This is a genomic window from Desulfosoma sp. (genome assembly GCF_052743555.1).
This window is the reverse complement of sequence record NZ_JBRAHS010000008.1, coordinates 19658-32518: the sequence shown is the minus strand read 5'-3', so window position 1 is coordinate 32518 and position 12861 is coordinate 19658. Positions and strand designations below refer to the sequence as shown.

Here is a 12861-nt window from a genome sequence, read left to right as displayed (position 1 = left end):
TTCAAATGCTTTTCCACGTCTTTGGGAAGTGCTGCCTGGGAAGCCATAAAAGCCCTCCATTGAGATTCGGGTCTTTGGGTCGCTCAACGTCTTTCACGCCGGTTGTTGTATCCAGGGAAGTATGCGTGCCCACAGGGTCTCGGTTCCTTCTCGAGTCGTCGCCGAAAAGAGAATGATGTCCGTTGACGGCAAACCGAGAAGACGCGCGGCGGTTTGCGCGTGGGCCATGTGTCGGCCTCGAGGAACCTTGTCGGCCTTGGTCAGCACGGCCACCGCCTCAAGGCCGTGTGACCGCAGCCAGTGCCAGAGCTGCAGGTCGTCGGCTGTGGGGGGATGCCTTAAGTCCATGATGTGCACCAGGCCTGCCAGTTCTCGTCGGGTGGTGAGGTATTTTTCCACCATGGGCCCCCATTGTTCTCGAATGTGCGCAGGCACCTTGGCGTAGCCGTACCCTGGCAGATCGACGAAGATAAAGGCGTCGTTGATGCGGAAGAAGTTGAGGGTTTGCGTGCGGCCGGGCGTGGCGCTGGTACGCACGAGCTTTTTCCGGCCGAGCAGGGTGTTGATGAGTGAAGATTTTCCCACGTTGGATCGGCCCGCAAAAGCCACTTCGGGAAGCCCTTCCTTGGGGTAACCCTGAGGGGCCACCGCCGATGTGACGAACTGGGCGGATCGAATGACGGGCACAAGGCTCATCATGGGTTTCGTTGGGCCAGAAAGCGTTCCAGTCGATCCATGGCTTCGGCGATGTTTTCCAAAGAATTGGCGTAGCTGAAACGCAGATACCCTTCGCCGCGGCTACCGAAATCCACCCCCGGCGTGACCCCCACGTGGGCTTTTTCCAGGATTTCAAAGGCCAAGGCTAAGGAATTTGATGAAAACTTCTTGGCATTGGCAAAGACGTAAAAGGCGCCCGTAGGTTCCACCGCAATGCCGAAACCCATGGCGCGCAACCTTTGAATCATGAAACGGCGCCGTTCATCGTAGATCCGCACCATGCGGGACACATCGTCTTGAACTTCCGGAACCGTCAAAGCGGCCAGCCCCGCTCTTTGAGACACGGAGTTGGCGGAGATGAAAAAGTTCTGCATCAGGGCTTGCATGGACCGGACCAAGTCCTTGGGCACCACGAGGTAGCCGAGTCGTAGTCCGGTCATGGCAAAGAGTTTGGAAAAACCGTTAAAGACAATGGCTTTGCGCGTAAATTCCAGAATGGAATGAGCCCGCCCTTCATAGACCAGCCCATGGTAGATTTCATCGCTGAGAACCCATAGGCCGAGATCCGCCAAGGCCTCCAGATGTTCCTTGTCCATGAGGGTTCCCGTGGGGTTGGACGGCGAATTGATGAGCATCGCACGGGTTCGAGGGCCAATGGCGCGCCGCACCGCTTCGGCCCGCAGCTGAAAGCCGTCTTCTTCTTCCACGGGCACCAGCTTGGGCACGCCGTTCAGGAAGCTCACAAAGCTGGGATAGCACGCGTAATGGGGGTTGGAGAGAATGACCTCCTCACCGTGGTCCATAAGGGTGCTCAGAGCCACGAGAAAAGCCGGCGAAGAGCCTGAAGTGACCAGAATCTGGTCGGGCTCCAGGTCGCTCACGCCATAGGTTTTCGCATAGTAAGCGCACAGCGCCTCTCTCAGTTGCCAGAGTCCCAGGCTGTGAGTGTAATGGGTTTCTCCGCGCTGCAAAGCATCCACGGCGGCCTGAAGCACGGCCCTGGGTGCAGCAAAATCGGGTTCCCCCACCTCCAAATGAATCACCGGTTCTCCGGCCCGCTCCATGGCTTGGGCCTTCTCCAGAACATCCATCACCAGGAACCGTTTGACGTCACGCACACGGCGGCAAATCATGGTGTTTGTCCTTGAGGTTCCAGACGGCGTAGGTAAACGGCGGCGGCATCGGCCAAGGGTGTGCCCGGTGCGAGGCGCAGGACACGCCGAAAAGCCGCAATGGCTTCTTCCGTGCGGCCTTCGGCGGCGCAGATGCGGCCGTAATGAAACTGGGCATCCGCCGATTGCGGCCCGTAGGTGACTGCGGCCTTGTAGGCACGTCGCGCCTCGGCCTGACGCCCGAGGGCTTCCAGGGATCGTGCCCGATAGAGGTGCGCTTCGGCATAAGCGCTTTGAAAATGGAGCGCCTCATCGAAATAGGCCACCGCTTCCGCATAACGGCCCTGATCCATCATCAGGCGTCCCAGATTGTAGAGCGGCTTTTCAGGAGTGCGGTAAAAGGGGTTGGCCAAAGCCTTTTGAAAATGCTCCGACGCTTTGTCCCTTTCGCCTTGTTCCGCATAAAAGGCACCGAGGGCGTTATGGGCTTCTGAATAATCCGGCTTCAATTCCAGGGCTTTTTGAAAATGCTTCAAGGCTTGGTCAGGCAGGCGCCGAGCCGCATAGGCCAAAGCCAGGCTGTAATGGATTCGTGGGTTTTTCGAATCTTTTTTTTCTGCGGTCACCAGGTACTGCAAGGCTTGCCCGGTGTCTCCCGCGGCCAGGAATTTATCTCCCAGGGACAGCAATTCCTCGGCGCTCATCCAGGCCGTGGGATCCTGTTGCGACGACGGCACAGGCGTGCACGCCGCTGCGGCAAAAGCCAGAACCAGGGCCCCTAGGCACGCGAGTCGATGCGGCGCTTTGTGCGTTTTAACCCTGTTCTGTATTGAGCCCTCCCGTCGCTGCATGCAAACTCCTCGAACACTGAGCACTCGCTCAAATCACCTTGTTGAGGCTGTATTCAATGATGCCTTCCGCCCCACGCTTCAGCAACTGTGGGACGAGTTCCCGCACCGTGTGCTTGGACACCACCACTTCCACGCTTACCCAGTCGGACTGGTACAGGTGGGCCGTGGTGGGTGAAGTGAGGCTGGGAAGGATTTCGATGACGTCGTTGAGCTTCGCCTTGGGCACATTCATCTTGAGGCCCACCAAATCTTCGGCTCGAAGGGCGGCCTGGAGCAGCAAGCTGATTTGTTCGATTTTTTCCCGTTTCCAAGGATCGTTCCAGGCGGCCTTGTTGGCGATGAGCTGGGTGTTGGTGAGCATCAATTCCTTGACGATGCGCAGCCCGTTGGCGCGCATGGTGGCCCCGGTTTCCGTCACTTCCACGATGGCGTCGCAAAGCCCGGCAATGACCTTGGCTTCCGTGGCCCCCCAGGAAAATTCCACATCCACACGCACGCCGGCCTGAGCGAAATAGCGCCGCGTGAAATTGACCAGCTCCGTGGCGATTTTCTTCCCTTCCAAATCACCCACATCCTTGACCGGTGAATCGTAAGGGACGGCGAGCACCCATCGTGCCGGGCGCTGACTCACCTTGGAGTAGATGAGATCCGCCACCACGTGAACATCGGAATCGTTTTCCAAGATCCAGTCCTTGCCGGTCAAACCCGCATCAAAGGTGCCGTTTTCCACGTAGCGGCTCATTTCCTGAGCCCGGCAGATGCTGCATTGAATCTCCGGATCATTGATTTCCGGAAAATAATTGCGGTTGGTGAGGGAAATCTTCCAGCCGGACTTTCGAAACAATTGAATGGTCGCTTCCTGCAGGCTTCCTTTGGGAATACCGAGAATGAGCTGTTTCACGCCTTGTAAACCTCCTTGGGATCAAAAACGCGTTCTTCGGCCACTTGAAAGGCACCGTTTTCAAAACGGCGGAAAAAACATGAGGCGTAGCCTTCATGACAAGCGGCGCCGCTTTGTTCCACCACGATGAGCAGCGTGTCCGCGTCGCAATCCACGTACATTTCTCGAACCTTTTGCACGTGGCCCGAACTTTCACCCTTGAGCCACAACGTCTTTCGCGACCGGCTCCAGTAGTGTGCCAACCCGGTTTCCAGGGTCTTGTTCCAGGCTGTTTCATTCATGTAAGCCAGCATGAGGACGCGACGGCTGGCCGCTTCTTGAACAATCACAGGAATCAGTCCGTTTTCTTTAACGAAATCAGGCTTTTCTGTCAAAGTTCACTCCTGTGTGTCGATGGATTGGAGACCTTCGGGACTGGGCCCACAAGTCTTCGGCCATGGTCCGTGCCTTTTTCCTTCCATTCCGTAGGAGGGCCCCAAGGCGCGATCGGATATCACGACTCGTGCCGCTCCCATTAAAAAGGGGCCTCGAACACAGTATGCCGGCTTGCGCCGCTCCTACTGAAAGTGGTCTCGGACACGGCTTTAGGAAGATACCATTCGGGCCGCCAGCTGTCCACAGGCGGCTCGAATGTCAGCGCCTCGGCTTTGGCGAATGGTGGCGACGAGGTGGGCTTGTTGCAAAATATGCTGAAACGCGGCAACGCTTTCTTCGGACGGCCGTTCAAAGGGTAAAGAAGGGTGAGGATTGAAGGGGATGAGGTTCACCTTGCAGCGCACAAAAGACAGCAGTTTGACAAGGCGCCGGGCGTCTTCGGGCCGATCGTTGACCCCTTTGAGCAGAAGGTACTCGAAGGTGATCCTCTTTCGGGACGGCATGGGATAGGCGCGGCACGCTTCCATGAGGGCGGCCAGAGGGTAGGTGCGATTGATGGGCATGAGGCGGCTTCGTGTGTCGTCGTCGGCTGCATGAAGGCTTACCGCCAAGTTCACGGGGCTTTCCCGTCCCAAGCGTTCCATGGGGGGGACGAGCCCCACCGTAGACACCGTGACGCGCCTGTGGGAAAAACCCAGTCCTTCGGGAGCCAAGAGTATCTGCAGGGAGTTCAAGAGTGCTTCTTCGTTGGCCAGAGGTTCTCCCATGCCCATAAAGACAATGTTGGTGATGCGCTGATGCAACCCGACCGCGTGCTGCATCTGGATCAATTGATCCACGATTTCCGCTGTCCGTAGATGCCGCTTGAAGCCCATGGTGCCGGTGAGACAAAACCGGCACGCCAGCGCACAGCCCACCTGGCTGGAAAGGCATGCGGTCAGCCGCGGCGGATCGGGGATGAGCACACTTTCGATGAGATGACCGTCATGCAGGCGAAAAACAAACTTGCGGGTTCCATCGGAACCCTCTTCCGTACCCACTCTCTCCAGCGGGTTCAGAATGGTGCCGTATTCCAGTTGGGTGCGAAAGGCCTTAGGCAGATCGGAACATTCATTCCAGGAACGGATCAGACGACCATAGACGTGGCGAAAAATTTGACGGGCGCGAAAAGGGCGTTCCCCAATGCTGGCGACCCAGGCTTCCAGGGCCTTCAAAGGAAAGTCCTTGATAAAGACACGATCCTCTCGCATGGGTCGGCTACGCCTTATGAACCAGGTACCGGTTGGTGGTTCGATCCTGCAGAAACACTTGATCGTAAGATCGTCCATTCACCGCGTCAAACCATTCATATCCCAAGGATACACAGTCCGGACACGCCTTTCTGGGGATATGCACGGCGTAGATGTGGTAACCACGATCGGTCAAGGAATCGATGGCCAGAACACCACTGCACACGGAGCACACGCGTAGGCGTTCTTTCTGGTTTTCCAGAATGTTATCCGTGTCGTAGTAAATCGTGCGTTCCCTTTGCGCAAATTCCTTAGCGGCGCGGTTCTTGGCAACGAATTCCGGACATCGGCGCCAATAGCCAAGAATCTCTTCGGCAAGGCGGTCAATGTAGGCGTTGGTGTCTTCCGGCTGTCGAATGCGCTGCGGGTTGTAGTCCGGCTCCTTGACCTTGCTATAGTCCAACCCGGCCAGAGCCAAAATGATGCCGACGTTGACGTAGGGCAGAGCCCCTTCGATGGAATACCCTCCTTCCAGGACGGCGATGTGAGGGCGCAGCATGCTGGTCAGGGTGGCGTAGCCCTGAGCGGAAAAGTTCATATTGGTGATGGGATCCGTGTAATGATTGTCCTGACCTGCGGAATTGACGATCAGTTCGGGCCGGAATTCCTCCAAAATGGGCAGCACGATCTTGTCCATGGCCCGCAGGAACCCCTCTTCGGAAGTCCTGGGGGGCAGGGGAATATTAATGGTCGTCCCCATGGCTGTGGGCCCTCCCAGTTCGTGATGAAAGCCCGATCCGGGATAAAGGGTGCGGCCGTCCTGATGGATGGAAATGAACAGCGTGTCCGGGTCATGCCAGTAAATGTCTTGCGTGCCGTCGCCGTGATGGCAGTCGGTATCCACGATGGCGATGCGGTCCGCACCATAGACGGCCCTGAGGTGCTCGATCATGATAGCTTCAATGTTGATGTTGCAAAAGCCGCGGGCGCCGTGTACGACGCGCATGGCGTGGTGTCCTGGGGGGCGTACCAGAGCAAAACCTCGGTCGATGCGGTGTTCCATGACCGCCCTGGCGATGGTCATGGCGCCCCCGGCGCTGATGAGGTGGCTTTCGGTGAGAACGCTGCGCTCATCGGGAGCACAGAAATGCACCCGCTGCACATCTTCAAGGGTGGCCAGAGATGGCTTGAATTCCACAATGCCGGGAATGTCCAGCAAACCCTCCTCAAAGATCTGGTCCTGGGTGTACAGCAGCCTTTCTTCCCGTTCCGGGTGCGTGGGGCTGATGGCCCAATCAAAGGCGGGAAAGATGACCAAACCTGTTTTGTGGGCGGCACGAAGCATGAGCGTGACTCCTTAGGCGGACCCGGCGGTGCAACTGGGTGCAGCGGCATGGCTGTTTTGAATTTTATAGATAATGGAACGGTATTGGCTGATGAGACCAGGTTTGACCTGAACCCTCACGCGATAGTACTTACCCGTGGTGCAGAAGCCTCGAACCATATTGAACTGGAGCTTTTCCAAGACCTCCGTTTCCAGATCGGTACGGAAGGCGCCTTCGCGAACGGCTTTTTCCGTCAGCAGTTCCAAGGCCAGGGAAACGGCCTTGTCCATGGTGAAATCGCGTTTGACCGGCTGATGAAAAGCTTCTTCGGGTGCCGTGGCGATGCCTCGTTCCGTGTCCACGAACAGGGTGAGTTCGCAGGTGGTGCGGGCCAGGGCCGCTCCGACGGCATTGGCTACGTTCCACTGCGGCACCACACGCACTGTATAGCTCGAAATTTCCTGCAACCTTTTGGCAAAATAGGGGGCCGGGCCTCCCAGCACGAGGATTTCTTTAGGCCGCACCTGATAGCCTTCCAGGAGTTCATGCACAGTATAGACGGGTTTTGCGTTGATGGCCTGCACCATGTCCTCGGCGGCTTGCATGATGCCTTGGCATGCCATGTCAAAGACGTGCTGCGCGGCTTCCCGCATGGACAACCCTAAAGCCTGGCCCACCTGGGCCATACCGCGCTCGGCGGCGGCGCGGTTTCCGTTGAGATTTTCACCCAAGGCGATGATGGCATCCGTGGGCGTCGGTGTGGGGCCGCCAAAAGCCATGGCCGGCCCCTCTCGATCCGGTCCCAATTGCAGCTGGCCGTTTTTGAGCCGCACGGCGCTGTCGCCTCCCAGGGCCAGGGATGCGGTTTTCAAGGCGCGAATGAGGGTGCGAAATCGGCCGACTTCCGCGCCCTGGGCGGCCAAAAGAGGGACCCTGCCCACCATGACGGCCATATCCGTGGTGGTGCCGCCAATGTCCAGAACCAGGGTGTCTAGATGTTCCGAAGTATAAGGCAGGGATCCCATAACGCTGGCCGCCGGACCCGAGAGAATGGTTTGTCCCGGAAGGTCCAAGGAGGCATCAAAGCTCATGGTGCCGCCGTCCGCCTTGAGAATGTGAATGGGAATGGGCAGGCCGTTTCTTTTCAAGGATCGGCGCACGGCGTCAAAAAATTTCTTGTGAATGGAATAGACCGCTGCGTTGAGGTAGGCTGTGGCGATGCGGCGTGGAAAATTCAGGTTGCCTGAAAGGCGGTGTCCCAGGACGACATATTCAAAATGATCCCCCAGGAGCTGCTGAATCTGGGTTTCATGCTTGGGGTTGCGCACGGAAAACTTGCCCACCACTCCCACGTGACGCACGCCCTCTTTGCGCAACCGCGACGCAATGGCTTCAATCTCCATGGGTTCAATGGGCTGAATTTCACGACCTCGATGATCGATGGAGCCCGAGACCACATAATAATGTTCGTTGGTGCGGAAGCATTCGGGATCCAGGCCGGGCCCGCCGACCACGATCATGCCCACCGGCGGCAGCTTTTCCTCGGCGATGGCGTTGGTGGTGAGCGTGGTGCTCAAAACGATGCGTTCCACCTCATGGGGGGCGACCCCTAAGGTGACCGCTTCCAACCCCTTCCAGACACAAACAAGCAGGTCGTCATGGGTCGTGGGAACCTTGGCCTGACATTCGATGCCCTGCTCGCCCAACAAGACCACGTCGGTGTGCGTGCCGCCAACATCCAATCCTATGATCATGACCAACCTCGAAGTCTCTCTGGATTTGCCGATGTCGCATGAAACCGCCCTTGAGAGTCGCCAATGGCATTGAAAAGGTTCTCGCCGCGCCCGGTGAACAAAGCGTTGCAAATCTTAAGAATGCTAGCCAAAATGGCTCTGCGTGTCAATGAACCGTTTCCACTTTCGAAACAGCAAACAAGCATTGCTTTACAACAAAATCAAAAGAGGATAGTGTGCATTCTTTCAGAGGCATGCACGAGGCCTTTTGGAGAAGAAGGGCGCCGAATCGATGATTCCTTTGCGCGATGCCAATCCTTCCAGGGAGTTTCCGGCGGTAACCTACGGCATCATCGGCCTCTGTGTCTTAGCTTTTTTTTATGAGCTGGCGCTGGGACCCGGGCTGCGCCTGTGGGTTTACCAATACGGCATTGTGCCCATAAGGTACACGCATTCGGAGGTGGCCTCGCGCTTCAGTGTGCTGGAACAGGCCATCCCCTTCGTCACCACCATGTTTTTGCACGGCGGCTGGATACATTTCATCGGCAACATGTGGGTGTTGCACATCTTTGGAGACAACGTGGAAAGCGCTCTGGGACGGGGCCGCTTTCTCGCTTTTTACCTGCTCTGCGGTTTTGCGGCATCTGTTCTGCACATCGTGACCAATCCTGCCTCGCGCGTTCCCACCATCGGCGCTAGCGGCGCCATCGCCGGGGTGATGGGCGCCTATTTTCTGCTATATCCTCGAGCGAGAGTGCTCACCTTGGTGCCCATCTTCTTTTATTTTTCCATTATCGACTTGCCGGCCTATGTTTTTTTGGGGCTGTGGTTTGTGATGCAATTTTTCAGCGGCACCTTTGCGCTCATGGGTGGCGGAACTCAGGTGGGTGGTGTGGCCTGGTGGGCGCATATCGGTGGATTTCTGGCCGGCATGGTGCTTTTGAGAGTGTTTCGAGGACGCCGATGATTGGGGCGAAGTGAGAAGCCATGGAATCGGGCCTGAAGCATTTTTCCTCTTTTGTGCGCCCTCACCCTGAAGGTGTCACAGTGTCCGTGCACGTGCTTCCCAACGCACGCCGAACGGAGGTGATGGGAGTCGAGCAGGGAGCGCTCAAGATCCGACTCTGTGCGCCGCCCGTGGAAGGGGCGGCTAATAGGGAATGTATGCGGTTCTTGGCGCACCTGGCGGGAACGGCCAAAAACCGTGTCCGTGTGCTGTACGGGGACAAAAGCCGAAAAAAGGTGATCTTGATTCGAGGAACCACGGCCGAGCGGCTCATGGCGGTTTTTCAATCGCTCGGTGATGGCGAAGAGCGGCATTTGCCAACATCCAACGGAAGCTGAAAAGGAGGACCAGGTCATGCGGGAAGCGGTCATTGTCAGTGCGGTGAGAACGCCGCTGGGAAGCTTTAACGGCTCATTGGCCACCATTGGCGCCACGGCTCTAGGGGCCCTGGTCATTGAAGAAGCCGTGCGACGTGCGGGCATCGCCAAGGAAGATGTCAACGAGGTCATTATGGGGCAAGTGCTGCCTTGCGGCTATGGACAGAATCCGGCCAAGCAGGCGGCCGTTAAAGCGGGCATGCCGTGGGAAGTGGAGTGTCTCACGGTGAACAAAGTCTGCGGCTCCGGCTTGAAGGCCGTGATGCTGGCCGCCCAAGCCGTGCAGACGGGGGATGCCGACGTGGTGGTGGCCGGCGGCATGGAAAACATGAGCATGGCGCCGTATTTTCTGGACAAGGCTCGGATGGGCTACCGCATGGGCCATGGGCAGCTTAAAGACCACATGATCCACGACGGCTTGTGGGACATCGTCAATGATTTCCACATGGGGATTTCCAATGAACTATGCAGTGAACGCTACGGCGTGAGCCGTGAAGACCAAGACAAATATGCCCTGGAATCCTATCGGCGGGCGTTGCATGCCATGGCTGAGGGAAAATTCCAGGAGGAAATCGTGCCGGTGCCTATTCCGCAACGCAAAGGCGATCCCGTGCTTTTTTCCAAGGATGAGTGTCCTCGAGAGACCTCCTATGAAGTGCTATCCAAGATGAAGCCGGCGTTCAAAGAGGGTGGTGTGACCACGGCGGGCAATGCGTCGGTCATTTCCGATGGGGCCGCGGCGGTGGTCGTGATGGCCAGGGAGAAGGCTCAAGCCCTTGGCTGCCGCATTTTGGCCGCTATCGGGGCGCAGGCTTCTGCCGGAATCGACATGAAATACGTTCTGGTGGCCCCCATTTGGGCAATTCCCAAATGCCTCAAAAAGGAAGGCATCGGCTTGCAGGATGTGGATCTGTACGAAATCAACGAGGCGTTCAGCGGTTCCACCGTGGCCGTGTTGCGGGAATTGCAGTTGGATTCGGCCAAAGTGAACGTGAACGGCGGAAGCGTTTCCCTGGGGCATCCCATTGGAGCCAGCGGGGCGCGCGTGCTGGTCACCTTGATTCATGAAATGATGCGACAGGATAAGAAAACAGGCCTGGCTTCTCTGTGCCTTGGCGGCGGTGAAGCGGTAGCGCTTGTGGTCAAGCGATAGCGAAGAGGAGGCACACCATGGAAGTGAGAACCTTTGGCGTAATCGGCGCCGGCCAGATGGGCAACGGCATTGCGCAGGTGGCGGCCATGAGCGGGCTTGTCGTGGTCATGAACGATATCCAGGAAGAATTCGTCCAAAGAGGCTTCAACACCATCAAAAAAAACCTGGCGCGAAGTGTGGACAAGGGCAAGATGAGCCAGGAAGAGATGGATGCTGTGTTGGGGCGCATTCGCACAAGCGTGAACCTCACGGACATGGTCGTCGCCGATTTTGTGGTGGAAGCGGCGACGGAAAACGAACAGATCAAGTTCAAGATCTTTCAGGATCTGGACAATATTTGCCCACCTCATGCCGTGTTGGCCACCAACACCTCGTCCATTCCCATCGGGCGCATTGCTGGAAAAACCAAGAGGCCGGAAAAGGTCATCGGCATGCACTTCATGAATCCGGTGCCTGTCATGAAACTGGTGGAAATCATTCGCGGCATCGCCACGTCCGATGAGACCTTTCAGCTCACCTGGCAACTTTCCGAAAAAATGGGCAAAACGCCCGTGTTGGCCCAGGATTATCCGGGCTTTATCGCCAACCGCATCCTCATGCCCATGATCAATGAAGCCGTTTACTGCCTCTACCACGGCGTGGGCACGCGTGAAGACATCGACACGGTCATGAAGCTTGGCATGAATCACCCCATGGGGCCCCTGGCCCTGGCTGACCTCATTGGGTTGGACACCTGCCTGGCCATCATGGAAACCCTTTACCAGGGATTTTGCGATTCCAAGTACAGGCCGTGCCCGTTGCTGCGCAAGTACGTGGAGGCCGGATGGCTGGGCCGTAAGACGGGTCGAGGATTTTACGAATACAGCTGAGAGGGAGGCGTCCGCGATGGATTTTGAGCTGACCGAGGAGCAGAAAATCATCCAGGACACCGCGGCCAAGTTTGCCAAAAACGAGCTGGAACCTATGGCGGCGGAACTGGATCGCACCAAGAACCGGGACATTCTTAAGAAGAACCTTAAGAAACTGGCCGAACTGGGTTTCATGGGCCTGAACGTGGACCCGGAATATGGAGGTACCGGCGCCGGGGTGATCGCTTTTTCCCTGGCCATGACGGAACTGGGACGGGCCTGCGCCGCCACCACGGTGACCACATCCGTGACCAACATGGTGGCCGAGGTCATCCAGGCCATGGGCACCGAACAACAAAAGCGGCGTTACATTCCCCCGCTGTGCAGCGGGGAATATGTTGCCGGAAGCTTTGCTCTGTCGGAACCCGGGGCAGGTTCCGATCCTGCGGGCATTCGAACCAGCGCGGTCAAGGACGGAAACCATTGGGTGATCAACGGCACCAAGCTCTGGATCACCAGCGCTGAATATGCTGGTGTCTTTGTGGTGTGGGCGGTGACCGATAAAGAGGCGCCCAAGGGCAAGGGGATTACGTGCTTTTTGGTGGAGCCGGGAACGCCGGGCTTTACCATCGGCAAGGATGAAAAGAAACTGGGCCAGCACGGCTCATCCACCAATGAACTGCTCTTTGAGGACTGCCGCGTGCCGGAAAGCGCTGTGCTGGGTAAAGTCAACGATGGATTTCGCATCGCGGTGTCCGAGCTGGCTGGCGGCCGCATCGGCATCGGATCCATGGCTCTTGGCATCGGGTTGGCCGCCATAGACTTTGCTACCAACTACGCCAAAGAACGCATTCAGTTCGGCGTGCCCATTGCCAAACACCAAGCGATTCAGTGGATGATTGCGGATAACTACACCAGGCTGGAAGCGGCGCGGCTCTTGCTCCTTCGAGCGGCTTACTTGAAGGAAAACAAGCGCCCCTACTCCAAACAAGCGTCCATGGGAAAGCTTTACGCCACAGAAGCCGCCAACAAGGCGTGTTATGACGCCATTCAGATTCTGGGCGGCTACGGCTACACGCAGGATTTTCCCGTGGAGCGCTATTACCGGGATGTTCGTGTGACAAGCATCTACGAAGGAACCAGTGAAATCCAACGCCTGATCATTGCCCGGGAACTTCTCAAGTAAATCTCTTTTGTGACGCGCCCGGACTTCGACCGAGGGCCCGCGAGGCGG

13 protein-coding genes are annotated in these 12861 nt (G+C 57.3%); 5 read left to right on the top strand and 8 right to left on the bottom strand.

From position 1 onward, the window contains the following. Positions 1 to 93: 93 nt before the first annotated feature. The 8 genes from yihA to ACUVSA_RS06400 form a co-directional block, all read right to left on the bottom strand. On the bottom strand, positions 94 to 696 hold the full coding sequence (gene yihA / locus ACUVSA_RS06435) for a ribosome biogenesis GTP-binding protein YihA/YsxC (RefSeq protein ID WP_445890521.1): 603 nt from the start codon (positions 694 to 696) through the stop codon (positions 94 to 96). Beyond that, positions 696 to 1850, bottom strand: coding sequence for a pyridoxal phosphate-dependent aminotransferase (locus ACUVSA_RS06430; protein WP_445894200.1), 1155 nt, complete (start codon positions 1848 to 1850; stop codon positions 696 to 698). The genes yihA and ACUVSA_RS06430 overlap by 1 nt, the downstream gene beginning before the upstream one ends. Next, complete coding sequence (locus tag ACUVSA_RS06425; RefSeq protein ID WP_445890490.1) at positions 1847 to 2680, bottom strand: tetratricopeptide repeat protein; 834 nt, start codon at positions 2678 to 2680, stop codon at positions 1847 to 1849. Before ACUVSA_RS06425 ends, ACUVSA_RS06430 begins: the two co-directional genes overlap by 4 nt. A gap of 28 nt (positions 2681 to 2708) precedes the next feature. Next, on the bottom strand, positions 2709 to 3581 hold the full coding sequence (hisG, locus tag ACUVSA_RS06420) for an ATP phosphoribosyltransferase (RefSeq protein ID WP_445890491.1): 873 nt from the start codon (positions 3579 to 3581) through the stop codon (positions 2709 to 2711). Beyond that, entirely contained in the window at positions 3578 to 3955 is a 378-nt protein-coding gene (gene hisI / locus ACUVSA_RS06415) for a phosphoribosyl-AMP cyclohydrolase (RefSeq protein ID WP_445894199.1), read from the bottom strand. Before hisI ends, hisG begins: the two co-directional genes overlap by 4 nt. Positions 3956 to 4165: 210 nt before the next feature. After that, on the bottom strand, positions 4166 to 5206 hold the full coding sequence (gene rlmN, locus ACUVSA_RS06410; protein WP_445894198.1) for a 23S rRNA (adenine(2503)-C(2))-methyltransferase RlmN: 1041 nt from the start codon (positions 5204 to 5206) through the stop codon (positions 4166 to 4168). A gap of 7 nt (positions 5207 to 5213) precedes the next feature. Beyond that, a complete protein-coding gene (locus tag ACUVSA_RS06405) occupies positions 5214 to 6530 on the bottom strand; it encodes a histone deacetylase family protein (protein WP_445890494.1) in 1317 nt (438 codons plus the stop codon). Positions 6531 to 6542: 12 nt separating this feature from the next. After that, positions 6543 to 8264, bottom strand: coding sequence for a hydantoinase/oxoprolinase family protein (locus ACUVSA_RS06400; RefSeq protein ID WP_445894197.1), 1722 nt, complete (start codon positions 8262 to 8264; stop codon positions 6543 to 6545). 271 nt (positions 8265 to 8535) lie between these two features. Between ACUVSA_RS06400 and ACUVSA_RS06395 the strand changes: the two genes are divergently transcribed. The 5 genes from ACUVSA_RS06395 to ACUVSA_RS06375 are packed head-to-tail and all read left to right on the top strand — an operon-like array spanning position 8536 to position 12813. Beyond that, positions 8536 to 9210, top strand: a complete 675-nt coding sequence (locus tag ACUVSA_RS06395; protein ID WP_445894196.1) for a rhomboid family intramembrane serine protease — start codon at positions 8536 to 8538, stop codon at positions 9208 to 9210. A gap of 20 nt (positions 9211 to 9230) precedes the next feature. Further along, a complete protein-coding gene (locus ACUVSA_RS06390; RefSeq protein ID WP_445890497.1) occupies positions 9231 to 9587 on the top strand; it encodes a DUF167 domain-containing protein in 357 nt (118 codons plus the stop codon). Positions 9588 to 9603: 16 nt separating this feature from the next. Continuing rightward, positions 9604 to 10779, top strand: a complete 1176-nt coding sequence (locus ACUVSA_RS06385) for an acetyl-CoA C-acetyltransferase (protein WP_445894195.1) — start codon at positions 9604 to 9606, stop codon at positions 10777 to 10779. A gap of 17 nt (positions 10780 to 10796) precedes the next feature. Then, a complete protein-coding gene (locus ACUVSA_RS06380) occupies positions 10797 to 11648 on the top strand; it encodes a 3-hydroxybutyryl-CoA dehydrogenase (protein ID WP_445894194.1) in 852 nt (283 codons plus the stop codon). Positions 11649 to 11664: 16 nt separating this feature from the next. After that, on the top strand, positions 11665 to 12813 hold the full coding sequence (locus ACUVSA_RS06375) for an acyl-CoA dehydrogenase family protein (protein WP_445890500.1): 1149 nt from the start codon (positions 11665 to 11667) through the stop codon (positions 12811 to 12813). The last annotated feature ends 48 nt before the right edge of the window (positions 12814 to 12861 follow it).